Source organism: Methanoplanus endosymbiosus (genome assembly GCF_024662215.1).
Taxonomy (GTDB): domain Archaea; phylum Halobacteriota; class Methanomicrobia; order Methanomicrobiales; family Methanomicrobiaceae; genus Methanoplanus; species Methanoplanus endosymbiosus.
Genome location: NZ_CP096115.1, coordinates 834,615 through 853,753 on the forward strand (window position 1 = coordinate 834,615; position 19,139 = coordinate 853,753).

At 39.0% G+C, this 19,139-nt stretch carries 8 protein-coding genes; 6 read left to right on the forward strand and 2 right to left on the reverse strand.

Annotated elements, in window-relative coordinates; genetic code table 11:
* Positions 1-4: 4 nt before the first annotated feature.
* Positions 5-1,492: an ATP-binding protein gene (locus tag L6E24_RS03445; RefSeq protein ID WP_257743327.1), complete on the reverse strand. Its 1,488-nt coding sequence runs from the start codon at positions 1,490-1,492 to the stop codon at positions 5-7.
* A gap of 445 nt (positions 1,493-1,937) precedes the next feature.
* Between L6E24_RS03445 and L6E24_RS03450 the strand changes: the two genes are divergently transcribed.
* From L6E24_RS03450 to L6E24_RS03475, 6 genes are all read left to right on the forward strand, one after another.
* The gene (locus L6E24_RS03450; protein WP_257743328.1) at positions 1,938-5,069 is read left to right on the forward strand and encodes a DEAD/DEAH box helicase; all 3,132 of its coding nucleotides are present in this window, start codon (positions 1,938-1,940) and stop codon (positions 5,067-5,069) included.
* 16 nt (positions 5,070-5,085) lie between these two features.
* Positions 5,086-9,684, forward strand: a complete 4,599-nt coding sequence (locus L6E24_RS03455) for a sacsin N-terminal ATP-binding-like domain-containing protein (protein WP_257743329.1) — start codon at positions 5,086-5,088, stop codon at positions 9,682-9,684.
* A gap of 135 nt (positions 9,685-9,819) precedes the next feature.
* A complete protein-coding gene (locus L6E24_RS03460) occupies positions 9,820-11,709 on the forward strand; it encodes a UvrD family DEAD/DEAH box helicase (protein ID WP_257743330.1) in 1,890 nt (629 codons plus the stop codon).
* Positions 11,710-11,720: 11 nt separating this feature from the next.
* On the forward strand, positions 11,721-14,930 hold the full coding sequence (locus L6E24_RS03465; RefSeq protein ID WP_257743331.1) for a helicase-related protein: 3,210 nt from the start codon (positions 11,721-11,723) through the stop codon (positions 14,928-14,930).
* Positions 14,920-16,758 (forward strand): MrfA Zn-binding domain-containing protein, encoded by a 1,839-nt coding sequence (gene drmB, locus L6E24_RS03470; RefSeq protein WP_257743332.1) that lies wholly within the window; start codon positions 14,920-14,922, stop codon positions 16,756-16,758. Before L6E24_RS03465 ends, drmB begins: the two co-directional genes overlap by 11 nt.
* 6 nt (positions 16,759-16,764) lie before the next feature.
* On the forward strand, positions 16,765-18,453 hold the full coding sequence (locus L6E24_RS03475; protein ID WP_257743333.1) for an NERD domain-containing protein: 1,689 nt from the start codon (positions 16,765-16,767) through the stop codon (positions 18,451-18,453).
* A gap of 29 nt (positions 18,454-18,482) precedes the next feature.
* Here L6E24_RS03475 and L6E24_RS03480 read toward each other — a convergent pair whose 3' ends face one another.
* The gene (locus L6E24_RS03480) at positions 18,483-18,932 is read right to left on the reverse strand and encodes a nucleotidyltransferase family protein (RefSeq protein WP_308219142.1); all 450 of its coding nucleotides are present in this window, start codon (positions 18,930-18,932) and stop codon (positions 18,483-18,485) included.
* Between the last annotated feature and the right edge of the window lie 207 nt (positions 18,933-19,139).

The following is a 19,139-nucleotide window of genomic DNA, read 5'->3' on the forward strand; positions in this document are numbered from 1 at the left end:
CTCCTTAATTATCACAAATATCATCAAGAACTTTCTCAATCAACTCGGATTTTCCGGAAAAACCATCCATCAACTTAATTTTTTCAGATGCTTTAACAGGTTCATCACCGCCGGTTATCAGGACTTCAAAAAGTATTCTTATATTATTTTCAATCTCCTTTTCATCAGAATATTCAAAAGGAGAGGAGAAAGAATCAGGGTTCCCGCTGTTTGTTAATGCAATAAGCTGAACGGGAACTGTTTCTTCTATAATACTTATCAGGGCTTTAATTTTATCCGGTTCTGAACCATTATCCCCACTCAAAAGTTCGCTGACAAGGGGATGATTCCTGTTAATTCTGAAAAAAAAACTACCATGTTTGCTGATCCTTTCCCACATCTGAACAAAATCAGCTGATGTATTATGCGAAACAACTTTACCTCTGTGCCTGTAAATTTCCGAGGCTCTTGACCGTGCATGTTTTGCAATTCTGTTTAAATCTTCTTTTATTGCCGGAGGAGGTCTTGCAACAGCCTTTTTAATATCAATCTGCCATTCACTGTCAAGGGTATTCGGAATGTCAATCAGTATTCTTGCAAGTTTATAGTGCTCTTCTTTCTTAAAACCAAGATTCAGCCAGCTGCCAGGAACAAGGAGCCTTTTGTTCCGGTAAACATAGAAACCCTGCTGGGCATTCCACCCACGCGGACCGGCAGCACAGGCATGTTCATCTGAATCCATCTTTGAATGATGGGGCAGTATATAAGGATCTATTCTTATTATTTCATCCATAACCGGCCAGTTCTCATCGGTAATATCCTGAGTAGCGGGATGTTTTGAAAGGAATGGATCCCAGGGTTCAATTTCAGTCCGGTTTACAAAAATGTGTAATCTTCCCGGTCCTTCCATATAACGGTGAAATGTCATTGACAGGTGTTCACACACTCCATCAATCATTTTATGGAAGTTATCCATGTCACGTCTGGATTCAGTATTCATGCCTTTGGTAATCCGGTCAGTATTTTCCCATATGATAAGTGTTCCCGAGTTATAATCTGTGAGATCAGGTGACATTTCCGGTCTATAATAACTGTCAGGAATCAGAAGCTGCCACTTGTTTACACTTACAACATGGTCAAGGTCCCAGCATCTTGCTTCAGTTCTGCCACCCGGAGGTTTTGATACAACAGTAAGTTTTCTGCACTGTGAAAACGAGGCAGTTTTAAGGCCAAGTCCAAATCTTCCGAGATCGTTTTTATCTCTCAGATCAAGAGGACTAAAACTTCCCGGACGCATGCCATTAATGAGATCAGTCTTCGTCATCCCCCGGCCGTCGTCAAAAATGGAGATTACAGAATTTTCACCATCCCATGAAAATTCAATATGAATATTTTCAGCCCCGGCAGATATACTGTTATCTATAAGATCTGCGACTGATGTTTTTAAATCATAGCCAAAAGCACGCAGTGACTCTATAAGTGCAGAAGGATTTGGTTCTGCAAATTCCCCCAAAGTCGCCTGGCCGGATTTAATGGAACATTTAATGTTATGTATCTGTTTCCCCTCCCATTCTATGGATTAATATTTCTGTTTACTATAGAAATAGTTATCTCCCGGAGATAATATTGTCAATATTATTATTGGGACATATGAAAAATTTCCAGAGCATTTGAGAATTCATTATCTCTGATTTCAGTCACAGAATCATACAATCAGCTCTCACTTACCTTTTTAAATAGGAGTTACGCAGTACAAAACTTAACTTAAACTTATGGAAACCAAAAATTATTATTTTGACCAATTGTTCATCATATTGGGTCATCAAAATGTTTGTTTCGCGCAAGTCCTATTAAAACAGAAATTCATAGAATCCTGTTTCTAAAAATATGATGCAGAATATAACAGACAAATCGTAATATTTATTTCATTTTACATATCAGATTCATACAGGGACAATATGGGGAATATCAATAAAACTCCGTTATTTAAAACCGGAGAAAATGTAAGATTTACATCGAATGGTAAAATAGGCACCATTAATGACATAATTGAGAAAAAGAATTCATTTGGATACCATGTAACTCTGGAAGGAAAAAAATACACCGTTCAGGAGAAGCATCTCTCAAAGATGGAGACTGAAGACAGGATATTTGACTCATTCAGTTCCGGAACAAAGGGGAATAAAGAGGACTTTCAGCTTTTTCAGACATGGTTCCGCCTAAAAAGACCTGTTGAGGGTAATTTTTACAGTTATCTTGCCAGTAAAACTGTATTTAATCCTTACCAGTTTAAACCTCTGAGCAAATTCATTTCTCCCGGTTCTGACAGTCGTCTGTTTATAGCAGATGAAGTTGGTGTCGGAAAAACTATTGAAACAGGAATTATTCTGACTGAACTTCTTGCACGCGGAAAAATTGACCGGAAATCTCCTGTATTAATTGTATGTCCAAACTCACTGTTACCCAAATGGGAAAAGGAGATGCGTAAGAGATTTAACCTGCATTTCCATATCCATGATGGAAAATCCCTGAAAAATTTCTTTAAATCTGCAAAAGACGGAAATATTCCCGATGGGATGATCTGGTCACTTGTCAGCCTGTCACTGTTGCGGACGGAAAAACATTATAGTAATCTAAGGGAACTTCATGAAAACAGGGAAATTCCCCTGTGGTCCCTTGTTGTTGTGGATGAATCGCATCATATGCGGAATTCCTCAACCTATAGCTATCAGACCGGAAAATATCTGAGTGATCTGACTGAAATGATGGTAATGCTTTCAGCAACACCACTGAACCTAAAGGACGAAGACCTCTTCAGTCAGATGCATATTCTCAATTCCAGACTGTTCCCCGATTTACAGTCATTTTCAAATATCCTCTCCCCTCTCAAAAATATTAACATATGCAGACGTCTTCTGCTTCAGGATACAGAAGAATCCAGAGCTGAAGTTTGTGGAATTCTCAGAAACCTGAAAACCGGTGCTACAGGCGAAGCAATATCGGGCCATCCCGGAATAAAAAAACTTGAAGAGAGGCTCTCATCGGAAAAACCCCTTTCAGCAGAAGAAACAGCCCATTATGACAGAGTACTTGGGAATTTAAGTCCCATTGACAACTCCTTTACCCGTACGCTTAAGAGAGAAGCATTTGAACACAGGGTGACAAGGGAGCCTATTAAAGTTCCTGTAAAGCTTTCACCGGCCGAGAAAGATTTCCATGATGAAATAATTGAACTTACAAAGGATCTGTATCTTGATAAGGGTGGCGAACCTTCCGCTATTGGATTTGTAACAAACGTTCCACGCAGAATGGCCGGGAGCTGCCTTCCTGCAATGAAGGAATATCTTGACTGGTGCATAGAAAATAATTCCGTATATGATTTGAAACCTTCGGAAGATGAACCGGATGATGACCTGGCTTTTGGTGAAATGGCTATCAGCCAGGATATTAAGGACAGATTTATTCAGCTTCGTAATGATGCCCGGAAAATTTCCGGGCTGGACACAAAATACGATGAATTTCTGAAATTAATAGGCAAACTCCAGGCTGAAAGTGAGAATCCACAGATTGTAGTCTTCTCATTTTTCGTAAGAACTCTTAAATATCTTGAAAAAAGGCTGAAAGAGGATGGATACAGAGTCGGTCTGATATACGGCGACACACCAAACTCAGGTGACGGCCAGGCACAGTCAAGATATGAAATTATGGAGGCATTTGAAAGGGGAGAATTTGAAGTACTCCTTTCAAGTGAGGTTGGCGGAGAAGGTGTTGATTTCCAGTTCTGTCAGTCCATAATAAATTATGACCTGCCATACAACCCTATGAGAATTGAGCAGAGAATTGGGAGAGTTGACCGTTTCGGACAGAAGGCAGATAAAATATTTGTTGCATGCATGTATATCCATGACAGCATTGATGAAAATATTTATGACACCCTTTACGTGAGAATAAACCTTATTCAGGACAGCATAGGAGCACTTGAACCTATTCTCGGCAATACTCTTGCTGATCTCAACAATGATATAATACAGGGTTCCTTTACCGATAAACAGATCCAGGAAAGAATTCGGACAATGGAAATAGCCGTTGAAAATTCAAGAATCGAGATGGAAAAATACGAACAGAACCGTAAGGAACTGCTTGGGGAAGACCATTTCAACAGCATTATACAGAAGCCTTCAATGAGTACTGAGTTTGTGCAGCCTGTGGATGCACTGTGGCTTACGGACAGATGCCTTTCATCATGGGATGGGTGTGAATTTAAACAGACTGATTCAGATTCCGGAAAAATCAGACTCTCAAAGGCAGTAATGTCAGAACTTGAGGATTTCAGGAGAAGACCCGGTTCAGAAGGATGTGAAGATGAACTGGGCCGTATATCAGAATCAAAGGGTTTTACAGAGGTCGTATTCAACGGAATGGCAGCAACACAAAGGATGAATGCTGTTTTTCTGCCACCATGCGGATTCTGGATAAAATTCCTGCTTTATAAGCTTGAAATGAGTGAAAATATACCATGTTCCTTTTCTCTGTCTCTTGAAAGCAGTGATGCCGGAATCAGTCCGGGAGATTATTCTGTTCTGTTTTATGAAGTTACACTTGAAGGTTTTTCCAGGGAAATTAACCTGATGGCCGTGCCTGTTGATATTCAGACAATGCAGGTTCCAAAATGCGATTTCAGAAAATTTTCACGCTTACTGAAAGAATATTCTGTGTCCTGTGAGGATTATTACACAGATTTTGATATTGAAGAAGTCAGTGACACAGCAGAAGATGCTCTGGAATCATTTATGGAGGTGGAAATTTCTGAGATGGAAGCTGAAAACAGCTACAGAATTCAGTCTTATGTTAACTCTGTTGAAAAGTCAGCAGAATCCCAGACTACTGCAGTTGACAGAAAAATACAGGAACATTGTGAGAAGAGAATAAGGGATAATCAGGAACCAAACGAGAAGTTTCTCCGCTTAATGCAATACCAGAAGGATAACATAAAAAAAAGAAGTGAAAACAGAATTAAACAGCTAAGGGCTAAAGACGGGCTTTTTATGGGGAAAGACCTTGTTGCTGTTTCTGTACTAAAGGTGATCTAAAGGAGGTGTTCTGAAGATGTCGGTAAATATTGAAAATGAAAGAACACAAAAGCTTGACAGGATAAAAAGATTCCCACCGGAGGAATCAATACACGAACTTCACTCTTTAAGGAAAGACTATGACTGGGCAATTCCAGGTTACAGAAACAGTCTGAATATATTAAGTGATACAGCATATCAGGACAGGAAGCATTTTATTCTTGAACTAATTCAGAATGCTGATGATGCAGATTACTCAGAAAGAAATCCGGCAATCAGATTTGTAATAGATAATTCCGGAATAAAAATTAATTATAATGAAGATGGTTTCTCCGTTGACGATGTAATAGCTATTACAGATACAGGCGAATCCACAAAAATAAAAAAAGACCGTTCATCCCATACTTTTATTGGCGAAAAGGGAATTGGCTTTAAATCTGTTTTTGCCCTTGCGTCTTCAGTTGAGATCAGGAGTCACCCCTGGTATTTCAGACTTAATAAGGATGAATGTGTTATTCCCTATCCTGTTGAAAACAAAAAAACTGAACAGACTGAAGGTACTGAATTAAAAATAACTTTTGTAGACCCGGATAAAGTAAATCCGGTTGCTGATGAAATTCTGAAAATTGCAACAGGACAGATGGAGTCCATGCTGTTCCTGAATCAGTTGTCCTCCATGACTGTTGAGGACAGAAGAAAAGAACCTCCGGTCTTTAAAGAACTTAATATTCAGCCTGAAAACAGAAACGGGGAATATCTGGAGATAACCTCAGCCGGAAATCAACATAAAAGAAAGTACTACCTTTATCGTAAGGATCAGGACTTCCCAGGAGATCTTGTGAAACAAAGATGGGAAAAATTTGATTTCGGAGGGAGTTCATTAAAAAGGCGTGTTTCAGTAGCCTTTCCGGTTGTTGATTCAGCAGAAACCCTGCCTGAAGGAAGGTTATACTGTTATCTCCCGACTCTTGTAACACTCCCTTCCCCTATGTTCCTTCAGGTTGACGGTGCCACTACAGCTGACCGTGAAAAGCTCCACGATCCTGAGAACAATGAATGGAACAGATACATGCTGTCTGCCCTTCCGGGAATAATTGCAGACGCAGTTATTTCACTTAAGAAAGTTCCTGCAGCAGCTGACAGGCTGCCAGATTATATCCCGTCAGACAGCGGGGATCAGCAGCTTTCACCTCAGTTTGATAAGGTTATAGAGCTGCTTAAGAATAAAAAATGGGTTAAAACCATGTCATCCGGAAAGGATGAGTGGGTTTTACCTGAGGATGCAGTTATCCCTTCAGAATTCCTGAGAACACTAATAAAGACTGAACCTCTGTTCAGATCAAGGGCAGAAAAATATCTTGGGAAAAGATTTGTAAATACTGAATGGATAGTTAAAAAAGAGTGGAAATCCAAACTAAAATCTTACGGTGTTCCTGAACTGGATGATATGAAATTTATAGAAATTATCCACGAGGGTGTAATTCCCAAAGAATGGATGAAAAGTTCAGAGAATCTGATTTCACTTTATTCAGAAATCAGAACTGTATTATCTAAAAATAAACCAAATGATTACCATCACGGAATAAAATATGAAAATTTATGTGATTCTCTGCTCAGATCTCCAATATTTCCGCTTCCCGAAAGAGGATTTTTCCCTCTAAAATCTCCAGAAAAGGAAAATAAGATATTCTGGATAAAATCCCGGTCCTCAAGAAAAACTGGTCTTGAAGACGGTGTAGATTATACAATAGTCAGTACCGAATACACTTATGAACCAAGAATCAGAACTGACAGGAAATATACTATAAATGATGAAGCGGAATTAAAATTAAAAATAGAGAGAAACAGGAAACTAAGAGAACTATTAAAGGAACTCAATGTTCAGGAACTGGATGATGAAAATATATTAAAGGAACTTCAGATTCCATATCTTATTGAAAATACATTTTCCAAGGATAATGGTAAAACAAAATATAGCATCCTCTATGCAGTTTTTGAAAAATACAGGAACAGAATAAATAAGGACGGCTCTGAAACTGACAAATTCAACGAAAACCTTTCCAGATTAGGAGAAGCTGAATTTATATCTGAAAAAGGGAATATTTTTAAAATAAAGGATTTATTATTACCGGAAATACTTAAACTGTCCTCCGAAGATCATATTTACGACAATTTTTTTGATAATCTGAAAATTCCAGGCAATTATTTTCCAGCATCAAAAAAACCCAGAAGAAAGTCAGATCGAAGAGCAGATTCAGAGAAAATAAAAAAACTAAAAGAAAACTTCCGTGAATTTCTGATATTGACCGGAATTCGTCACCTGCCCACAATATATACTATAAAAGAAGAATATGAGAATGTAAATGATTTCAGAGAGAAACAACCGAAAATATTTGATGTCTGGGATAGGAAAATCAATTCTAATTATACCTATTATAACCCAGTAACTACTTATCGGCTTGAACTTGACTCTTATACAAAAAAAATAATAAATAATTGGTCAGATGAAATCTGCTATGTTTCAAAACATATCTATAATCAATGGTGTTCTGAGAAAGAAGGAATTAAAAATCCATTTTCTTGGAGAAAGATAAAATTTGGAGATTTTTGTACAGAATATTTTAGAAGAACCGATCAAAATAAAATATTTAGAGATCCACACTGGTGTGGACTGGAAAGATCACTTATTCCTGTTCAGGACGTTAATGATGAAACGGTTCCTTCAGGAAACTGTATAAAGGTAAAAGAATCAGATTTGAAGAAATTAAAGAAAGTAGGGAATTATTTCCACATATGTGCCGAATCAGATTGTGTAAACCCGGATGAAAATGGCAAATATCACCACGAATATCTGGAATCACTTGAAGTTAAATACCCGGATGTAAATCTGATAAACAGAAAACTAAATGATTCAAAAGCTGATTCTGAATTATATGAAGATATTCTGAAAACTGTAACTGAATTTCACTCCGTGGGTACCAACATAAGGGACCTCAAAATAAAAGATAAAGTTACAGGGAATATCAGACCGGTTACAGACTTCTGCATGGGAAAAGAGTCTCCCGATAACCGGCCTCTTATTGAGGTCCAGTATGGCAAAACCGGAACAGAGATTGGCGAAATTGTTGGACTTCAGGATGCAGCCGGAGCCGGAATTTATTCGGGATTTTTTGAGAGTATATTAAAGAAAAGAGTTATTTCAGGGATAAATCAGGAGATCCTTCTGGATATCCTCCGTAGTTATCCATCATGGAGCAGATCAGATAAAAGAATGATCGACAATGAATTTTCAGATTTCCTGAGTAGTTCCGGAAGATCTGAAGCAACAATTGTATTTGGAGATAAAGAAGCTTATGATTCCCTTTACAATGCAAAGATATGGGTTTTTAATGCCGAAGTCTCTGATGATGAACTTTTCGGAATTAAAGAAACTGCAGAAAACATTGGCTTCATATTCTCAGAAGAGATCGGAGAACTTATTGCTGATGGAAAAAAAGCAATCAGTGAAGAAGAAATTAACTCTCTTAACAGAATTCTCTTAGAATATGAAAAAAATCTCAGCAATCAAAAAAGCAAATCAAAACTCAAATCCAGATTAAGCAGCATTGGAATATCAGATTTTAATGTTACTGACTTTTTCAGAGCCAATAAAATATTCCGTAAATTGGACTCCGAAGAAGAAGGCAGACCGATTTCTCTTCCATATTTTGATACCCGGAAAAATATTTTTTATATTAGCTCAGATGCAGACATCTGTGATATTTTTGCTTTTGTCCTTGAATCTGCCGACTATGGTAACTCTGAGGACCTTATTGAAAGAGTCAGAAAAATTCATGATAATATTCTGAAAGGAGATCAGTCCACTGAAACTGATGAATCAGTGGATGATATTGATACAGAAACAGAGATTACTCAGCCGGAAGATAACACTCCGGAAAATTCTGTGGATGAAATCAGAAAATTATCAAAAGAAAATCTTGTCCGGAATAAAGGTAATTCGTCCGCAGTGGAAGAAAAATCCGGATGGAAAGTCAGCCCTGATCCCATTGAAGATTTAAAAATAAGAGAAATTCTCAAAAAAAGACTGAAAAAGAGTCTGGAAGAAGGACCGGAGGTTTATGACCGGAGATTAAGAAAACAAAGAAAAAGAACATCAGGAAAAAGCGGCAGTACAGCATTCAAAGATCCCGATTCTGTTGATCCAAAATCTTACTTTGAAGAAGAATACGGGGGCAGATGCCAGGTATGTGGTATACAACTCAGACTTAAAAACGGGAACCACTATTCTGTGACATATCATATTGTAGAGAATCAAAAAGGAAAAACATGGTACAAAGACCGGCCGTTCAATACAATATGTATGTGTCCAAACTGCCATGCACTCGCCAAAAATGGCGGTTGTGATTTATTAAGTGGTATTTTTGAAGATGCAGAAAAATATGACAATAATGATCTGATTCCCGATGAAGTTCCGGAATTTAACGGCGATTATTACCTGACTGAAGTTGAAATTAATGGTGAGAAAAAAACCCTTAAGATCAGTCCTAATCATATGAGAGAATTTGCTGCATTCTACTGTATGGAAAGAAATAACGGAACAGACGATGATAAACAGAATAAAAGCAATTCAGAATAAAGAGAATTCTGCCATAAAATTGCTTCAGAAGAAAAATCTATGGTTTGTACCCAGGGATATAATAAATCAATAATACAAACAGATATTTTTTAAACATGAGAATACAATAATTTATTAATCAGGGAATATGGGGAAATGACTTATTATAATATCCGGGAAAACATCGGCTTTCCTGACAATTATCAGAAAGAAATAATAGAAACGGCACCAGGAAAAAGAATGATCGTGGATGCCGGTCCCGGAACAGGTAAAACAGCAGTTGCCTGTGCCAGAGTTGCATGGCTCATCGACAACGGCGGTGTAGAACCGGTAAACATATGGCTTGTCAGTTTTACAAGAACAGCAGTTAAGGAAATTCAGGACAGAATAAAAGATTATCTGAATAACCCCGATGATGTTTATTCTGTAAGGACTGCAACACTTGATTCACACGCATGGAAAATACATTCCGGATTTGATAAAAAAGCAGCATTAACCGGAAGATACGAAGACAATATCGAAAATCTGAAATATAAAATAAATGAGAATAAAGAAGAAGCAGATTTCATCAGAAATCAGATTAAGCATCTTATAATTGATGAAGCGCAGGACATTGTCAAAACCAGAAGTGAACTTATACTGTCAGTTATTAATCACATGGATAAAAGTGCAGGTATTTCAGTCTTCTCTGACGATGCGCAGGCAATTTACGGTTTTAACAGAGGGAAATACGGACAAATTCTTACAGATTCACTAAAGGAGAATTACGGGGATGAATTCTCCGTAAAACATCTGAAGACAATTCACCGTACAGAATCTCCCGGACTCAAAAAAATATACAGAGATACAAGAACACAAATCCTTAATAATTCAGATAAGAATAAATTTGAAGCTGTAAGGGAGGACATTATCAGTTACTCCGAAAAAATACCATACAAAGACAAATATATATTTTCAGATAAGAGCTGTTTTTATCTGCACCGGAAAAAAGCGGGTGTACTAAGAGATTCAGGATTTGTTAAAATACCACACCGCCTCAGAATGTCCGGACTTCCTGTATGCATTTATCCATGGGTCGGTATAACACTTCATGATTATACTGAAAAAAAACTGAAAAGAAAGGATTTTTACGAACTGTGGGATGAAAGAATAAACGGAAAGAACTTCGGAACAGCAAAGTCTGAAGATGCCTGGAATATTATATGCAGACTGGGCGGCGAATCCGGGACAAGGATCATTATGGATGTTCTGAGACAGTACCTTGGTGCATCCAGACCTCCTGCGGAGGTTTGCTACCCGGAATTTGGTATATCCGGGCCTGTATTAAGTACAATTCATGCATCAAAGGGGAGAGAATCCAGAGAAGTCCGCCTTGTTCTTAACAAAAATTATACAGAAGATGATGAAGATAAAAAAAGTGACGATGAAGAAGCCAGGGTACTGTTTGTAGCGGCAACAAGGGCCCGCGAAAAACTTCTGTACAGCGAAATGAATCAGATAAGAACCCTTGATGTTAAGGATTCACAAAGAGAATTCTGCCGGACAAATAAAAAAAATTCCCTTCAGATACAGATTGGTATAGCAGGCGATATAAATGCCGAATCAGTTGCAGGAACCGGACATTTTTCATCTCCTGATGATATAATTCAGAATATCAGAACAATGGCCGAAAAATGCACGGAAATGACTGATGCATATGCATGGCGGGATGCAGAATGCGGCCACTTTTACAGAATTGTACCCTGTGAATCTAAAGGACCAAAAATGTGGGAATTCAATTCCTCCGAACTTAAATCACTCAGAAGGAAATCGATTGCTGTCTTTGCCGGGTCACTTAACAATGACATATTTAAAGCAAAAGAAAAAATTGGCGCAGAATCCAAATCTATACCCCCCAATCTGAATTACCTCAGAATTTTTGGTCTCCGGACAATTGTTCTTCCTCCGGGGAGTAAAATGTCTGAAAAACTACACGAACCATGGTCTGAAAGCGGAATTATTCCTGCACCCATTATCTCAGGATTTCCGACAATTTATTTTAACTGAGAGGAACACATATGCCATCTGAAAAAGAACGTGAACTATTACTAAAAAGACTTAAAGAGGACATTTTAGGTCCATATGGAGAAGATGAGATTCTGGAGTCAAAGCCATCTGATGTTTATCTTACCGGAATATTATGGCCCAGACAGACACGTTATGATGAGGAACAGGATGAAAGTCTGAATACAGAGTCCGGTTCAGGTGAAGAGGGTGCCAATGATTCTGATGAGGAAATAGCTGCATCATCAATGAACCGCCAGTCGGTTGCAGGAATCTCATTTTCAGTTTTGATTAATGGAGAAAATCCTTCGATAATGGCAACAGTATCATTTGCACAATACAGGCACTTTAAGGAAAAGCAGACTGATGAAAAAACCGGAGAGGAAAAAGAGACTGCAAAGTGGAGAAGGATCCCTTATCTCTTTGAAAATATACCCATATCCACTGAAAAAAGCGGTTCAGAAAGAATTAGCCTGAATTATAACGGAGAAACTTCAGGGATATATCTCCACAGGAAAATCGTTTCGAGAGAAAAATTCTGCCTTGTCACTATAACACTTGTTAATGAAAGAAATCCGGACATTTCATCCGGGAAAAAAACAGTAAATGTAGAATCAGCAATATTTCAGACAGGAATAAAAATATGTCCAGGCAATAACAGTGAACTTGTTCCGAGACCTTCATCGGGAACAGACAGATTTGCCGGAAAAACCGATGAGGATGCATCTCTTGCCCTGCTTTACAGGAACTCTCCTGAGTTTGCAACCGGACATACCTGTTCGGCTGAATGGACCGCAGATCCGGATGACAGAAGAAAAGCAGTTCAGGTCAGAACAGCGTGGATACCAAAAACCAAAGTAGTGGCCACAAATCCCCATGGTCATGAGGTATTCTCTGAGATCCTAAAAAGTTCCGATGATTCCCCGCTATCTCCTGAATATCTTTCAAGGGCTTCAGATAAAGATCTTAAAGATTCCCTTCTTAAAATTCCCCGGCTTTACAAAAGATGGATTGAACTGAAAGAAACTGAAATAAGCTCAGTTGATCCGGATTACCGCAGGGCTGCGGAACAGAATCTCAGTGAATGCCTTGAAGTTATGAACAGAATGCAGGCTGGAGCACTCAGAATATCTGAAGATCCTGTAATGACAGAGGCTTTCAGGCTTGCAAACCGTGCAATTCATCTGCAGTACAGCTGGAATAAAGAAAGATCTAAAAAAGGACCATTTATGTGGCGGCCATTTCAGCTTGGATTTATTCTTTTATGTGCAGAATCAGTTGCAGACAGAAAACATCCTGACAGGGAAGTTATGGATCTGCTCTGGTTCCCTACAGGAGGAGGAAAAACAGAGGCATATCTTGCACTTATAGCCTTTATTGCATTTTACAGAAGATTATCCTGTGATAATCCGGATGATGGTGCAGGTGTTGCTGCCGTGATGAGGTACACTCTAAGGCTTCTTACAACACAGCAGTTTTCAAGAGCTGCATCACTCATACTTGCATGTGAAGCAATCCGGAGAGGGAAAACCGGTTATAATTGTTCAGATAAGCTTGGAAATGTCCCTTTTTCAATAGGTCTGTGGGTCGGTGGAGGAGCAACTCCAAATAACTACAAAGATGCAAAGGGTTATCTCTCCGGTTCCAGAACAAATGAAAATCAGGTTGCATCTCCGAAACAGCTTCTTTTATGCCCTGCGTGTGGAAAAAAACTCAAATGGTCTGCTGATGACGAAAAAAGAAAGATTGTTGTTAAATGTCAAAATAAGAACTGCATACTGAACAGTGAGGAATCACTGCCCGTATATACTGTTGATTCTGACATCTATGATGAACAGCCGACTTTACTTATAGGAACTGTGGACAAATTTGCCCAGATTGTCCGTAATAAAGAAATAAACAGGTTATTTGGAATAAATACAAATAATCCTCCGGATCTCATTGTTCAGGACGAACTTCACCTTATATCCGGACCGCTTGGGACAGTAACGGGATTATATGAGGTAGCAGTTGACCGGCTTTTTACCAGAGATAAACATCCGCCAAAAATTATCGGATCAACAGCTACAATAAGAAGGGCAGACGAACAGATAAAGTCACTTTTTAACAGAGATACCTGCAGGTTTCCACCTTCGGGAATTGATGTTGAGGATTCAGGTTTTGCAGTTACTGATCCGGAAGCTCCCGGAAGATTATATGCAGCAGTAACAACCGCCGGAAGATCTGGTAAATTTACCCTGCAGGCCGTTTCTGCCTCACTTCTGCAGTCTGCCGGAGAAGGAATTAATGATGATAAACTCGCTGATCCGTACAGAACTCTTGTAACTTACTTTAATTCCCTTAGAGAACTTGGCGGTGCCCTCGTCCTTATGCATGATGACGTGAATGATTCTTTATTAATAATCGCCGAAAGAAGAAAAGAAAATAAATTCAATCCGGAGAGAATAGAGGAACTGACATCCAGAAGAACTCAGGAAGAAATCAGGGATATGCTTGAAGATCTTACAATTCAGGCAGGGGAGGAAGATACAGTTGATATTCTTCTTGCAACAAATATGCTCAGTGTTGGTGTCGATATACCCAGGCTTGGCCTTATGGTCGTCCAGGGCCAGCCAAAAGGAGTTTCAGAATATATTCAGGCAACAAGCCGTGTAGGAAGAGGAAATGTACCGGGCCTTGTTGTTTCTATCCTTAATAACGGAAAAGTCAGGGACAGATCAAGATATGAAACATTTGTTTCCTGGCACAATACACTGTACCGCGATGTTGAGGCTACAAGCGTCACACCTTTTGCTTCCCGGAGCAGGGATCGTGCATTAAAGGCGGTGCTTGTTGCACTTATAAGAAATCTGGGGACTGATATGCTTGAAAATCCGGATTTATCATCATTAAAAACTGAAGAAAAAGAAGAAATTATCAGATATATCACTGATAGGGCAGAATCCATAGACTGCTCAGAAAAAGATGTTGAGAAGGAGATACGCAGAAGTATTGATGTATGGTGGAGGATGGCTCCGGAATATTACCTTTACAGAAGAGAACCGGAGAAATCCCTCCTGCAGGATGCTGATGCAGCAGCAACCAGAAGAGCAATGGGAATAAATCCCGGTTGTGCCTGGCCTGTAATGAATAACATGAGAAGTGTTGAAACATCCACACCCTTCAAACTCCTCAGAGGACTGAAAAATCTTGAAGAATTGAGGAGTGATAATAATGGCATATAATCTTGGCAAACTCAGAAGGAGTGCAGTTCTTATGACACACGGGCCAGGTTCAGTAGTTGACTTCAGGGCAGGAGATGCTGCTGTATCAGCTGTAGTTTCCGGTCTTGATTCTTGGGACTGGGATTTCGGACCTGAAGGCCTTAAAAATGAGCAGGTTATTTTTGAAGAAAGACTCCAGAAAAAACTCGGAGTAAACGGATTTCGTCTGCCGCCTGTTGTTGAGGAAGATTTTTTTGGGAACAGGAAAACAGAAAAGGCCCTTTCAGCAGTCAGATTCCCAAACTGGCTGCAGTGTCCGGAATGCAAAAAAATCGGACCTTCAGATAAATGGATGGAAGATCCGGGAAGTGCAGGGCTTTACTGCCCCTCATGTTCAAACAGAAAACCAGGGAGACAGAAAGCATATGTTGTCCCTGTAAGATTCGTCATTGCCTGTAAATCCGGCCATCTTGATGATTTTCCCTGGCACTGGTGGGTAAATCATGAGGAAAACTGTAACAATAAAAAACAAAGGAGTTTTCTAAAACTTGAATCAAAAGGGGCAGGTCTTGCAGGTATTATTCTAAGCTGTCCGGAATGTGGTGCATTCAAATCACTTGACGGAATATTTGGTGAAAAGGCACTGAAGGGTTTAACATGCTCCGGAAGAAGGCCATGGCTGTATGGTAAAAATGAAGAATGTGACCAAACTCCAAGAGTTCTTCAGAGAGGAGCTTCAAATCTCTATTTTCCGGTAATAGAATCTGCGCTTAGTATTCCGCCATGGTCAGATGAACTCAGGGAAGAGATTGGAACTTACTGGAATGATATAATTAATACTGATGATGAAGACAGAATCAGTTTTGTCAGAATACTCGCAAAGAACAGCCTGAAAAAAACACTTGAGTATCTCCATATGACACCGGAAGAACTTGTCAGGAAAATCAAATCAAGAAAAAAAATGTATGAAAAAATAGATCCTGAAAGAATAAAGGATGAGGAGTATCTGCAGTTTACTCTTGGTACAGATACCAGAAGAGAGGATGGGGGTGAATTTGAAACAAGAAAAGAATCTGTTCCTGAAAATATCAGACCATATATTAATGGAATTGTACGTGCTGTAAGACTCAGGGAGGTCCGTGCAATCAGAGGTTTTACGAGGATCAATCCTCCGGGAGATGAGGATGACATAAATATATCTCCAATATCTGTTGCAAAAAAAGACTGGCTTCCTGCAATTGAAGTCAGGGGAGAGGGTATATTCATAGATTTTAATAAGGAAACTCTTAACAGGTGGAAAAAAGGAGAATCTGTATGTAAAAGGGCAGCAGAACTGAATTTCAGGATGGCGGAGGACTGGATGAAGAAATACGGGAGCAAAACGCCACCCAGAAAAATAACCCCACGTTTTCTCCTTATACATACCTTTGCACATGCCCTCATGCGCCAGCTGACACTGGAATGCGGTTATTCATCAGCTTCACTGAGAGAAAGACTTTATGTAAGCGAAAACACTCATGAATCAGAAGAAATGGCAGGTCTTCTGATTTACACTGCAAGTCCGGATTCTGACGGAACACTTGGAGGACTTCAGAGGCAGGGTGAATCCGGAAGAATTGAGGAGACAATTATTTCAGCGATAAAGTCGATGGAATGGTGTTCTTCCGATCCCCTGTGTATTACAGGGATGATGGCAGTTCCGGAAAGCCATTCATTTGCATCATGTCATGGTTGCTGTATGGCACCTGAAACATCCTGTGAAGAGTTCAACCGTTTTCTTGACAGGAGTATGCTAATCGGAGATAATGATGATCCTGAATCCGGATTTTTCAGGAAATTATTAGGTTGATCATTTATGGCAAAAATGTGGCCGGCAGATATTCCTGCCGATATAAGGGAAAATATTCTCAGAAGTGCTGAAATCCGTGTTTTTGAGAAATTCAGACAGGAACTGGATGACAGTTTTATTGTTTTTTACTCAAGACCATGGCTTGGTCTGACAAGGTATGGTGAGGAAGTTGATGGGGAGTGTGATTTTGTTGTTGCCCACAGAGAATACGGAATTCTGACAATAGAAGTCAAAGGAGGAGGAATCTCATATAATCCCGAAACAGATGTCTGGAAGACCACAGACCGCAACGGAATAAATATCAGAATAAAAAATCCTGTTTTTCAGGCTAAAAATTCCAAATATCAGATTCTTGATAAGCTTAACAGATCACCACTGTGGAGAACAAGGAGAATCAGGAATGCACACGGTGTTATTTTCCCGGATTCCGTTATGCCAGAAAGGGATCTTGGCATGGATGCACCTCTTGATATTTTCTGCTTTGAGGCTGAATTTGAAACAGATTTAAATGGCTGGATTTGTGACATGATGAAAGCAGGATCTGAACCTGAGTTTGGCAAAAATCCTCTCGGTGATGACGGAATAAATGCACTTGAGGACCTGCTTGCAAGACCTTTCAGACTTCATTATCCTCTTGGAAATATGATCCGGGATGATGAAAATGAAATCCGTTACCAGACTCAGCAGCAGTTTCATCTATTTGAAATGATGAAAAAAATCAGAAAAATTGCAGTCTACGGAGCAGCAGGAACCGGTAAAACTGTCCTGGCTGCTGAAGAAGCTCTCAGATGTGCTGACGAAAATAAAAAGGTTCTTTTCGTCTGCTACAACAGTCCTCTTGCAGAATATCTTGATAAAAAAATAGGTTATAAAAGAAACATAGATGTTTTTACTTTTCATAAATTATGCAGTGATTCAGCAGCAAAAGCAGATCTAAAAATTCCTTCCAATGTACCTGAGGATATACTTTTCAGATATGTATATCCTTACCTTTTAACAGAGGCTTTCAGAACCGGAAATATTCCCCGTTATGATGTGTTGATTATTGATGAGGGACAGGATTTTTTCAGAAACTGGACGGATGCCATCATGGAAACTTTAAATCCGGATGGTCCGGGTACTGCAAGAATATTTCTGGATAATAATCAGAGAATTTATGGTTCCTTAAATTCAGTACCTGCCGAATTTGAGAGATCACCCTTAGTTCTTTCAAGAAATCTCAGAAATACAAAAAAGATATTTAATGCATCTGAAAAATATTACTCCGGTTCACCGGTGACTCCTGCCGGACCTGACGGTGTTGACATTGAATACTGTTACACCAAGCCAATCGTCCCAGAAATAAGAAAAACACTTGAAAAAACTGTTCAGAGGCTGATTTGTGATGAAAAAATACTGCCAGAGGATATTACAGTTCTGGCACCTTCTGTTTCAGAACTAAAAAAGATAAATCCTGCCGATAAAATAGGAGATTATTATACAACTGATGCCGGAAACACTGCTGAAGGGTATATATGTGCAGACTCCCTCAGAAGATTTAAGGGTCTGGAAAGCAGTGTGCTTATAATTATTGGAACACCGGATATTTATGCAACAGATGAACTGATGTATACCGGAATAACAAGAGCAAAATCAATGCTTATTTTCATTGGAAGTGATTTTCAGAAGTTGAAATCTCAATCAGACCTTCAATAATTTTCTAATTCTGAAAAACAGGGAATACTTCACGTGACATAAATAACCTCACTCATCACGTCATCCCGGATATGTGGGTTTAAACCGTCATATGTGACAAGGTCAACATTTCTCTTAAAGAGGGATTCAAGATAGAATTTAAGTTCCATATAATTGTCAAAAGTTTTTTCTCCTTCCCTGAATTCAACAAATACATCAACATCACTATCCGGAGTATCTGTTCCCCTAACATATGAGCCAAATATGCCAATCCTTAATACCCCGAACTTCTGAAATATTTCACCCTCAGATTTTTTCAGGAGGTTAACTGGTGATGTTATGTGTGACAGTGCAGATGACATAATGTGTGGTATTGTATGTGGTGTATCATTCAGTGGCTTATCATTACTATTATTGTCGCCACAATTATTCTCTGATGTTTTCGGGTTATCTGATGAGCCAGTTTTTTCTGTTGATTTTGAATTATATGATGGATTCATCTTCTGTACCGGACATATGTTCTTAGATAATAAATAACTGCTGCTTACCCGGGACTTTCTGCCTGTAAGAAATTACCAGGTCACCGGTCATACAGAAATCTCTCATTAACTATTATCCATATCTCCGGACAGTTCTGATTTAGGATTAACTAATGTCCAACAATACATAATGTAAGAATTAACTAAAACAGGACATAATTTAATTTA

Coding starts and splice junctions, on each gene's coding strand:
- L6E24_RS03465 (WP_257743331.1), top strand. CDS start 11,721: ATGCCATCTGAAAAAGAACGTGAACTATTACTAAAAAGACTTAAAGAG.
- drmB (WP_257743332.1), top strand. CDS start 14,920: ATGGCATATAATCTTGGCAAACTCAGAAGGAGTGCAGTTCTTATGACA.
- L6E24_RS03480 (WP_308219142.1), bottom strand. CDS start 18,932: ATGAATCCATCATATAATTCAAAATCAACAGAAAAAACTGGCTCATCA.
- L6E24_RS03450 (WP_257743328.1), top strand. CDS start 1,938: ATGGGGAATATCAATAAAACTCCGTTATTTAAAACCGGAGAAAATGTA.
- L6E24_RS03455 (WP_257743329.1), top strand. CDS start 5,086: ATGTCGGTAAATATTGAAAATGAAAGAACACAAAAGCTTGACAGGATA.
- L6E24_RS03460 (WP_257743330.1), top strand. CDS start 9,820: ATGACTTATTATAATATCCGGGAAAACATCGGCTTTCCTGACAATTAT.
- L6E24_RS03475 (WP_257743333.1), top strand. CDS start 16,765: ATGGCAAAAATGTGGCCGGCAGATATTCCTGCCGATATAAGGGAAAAT.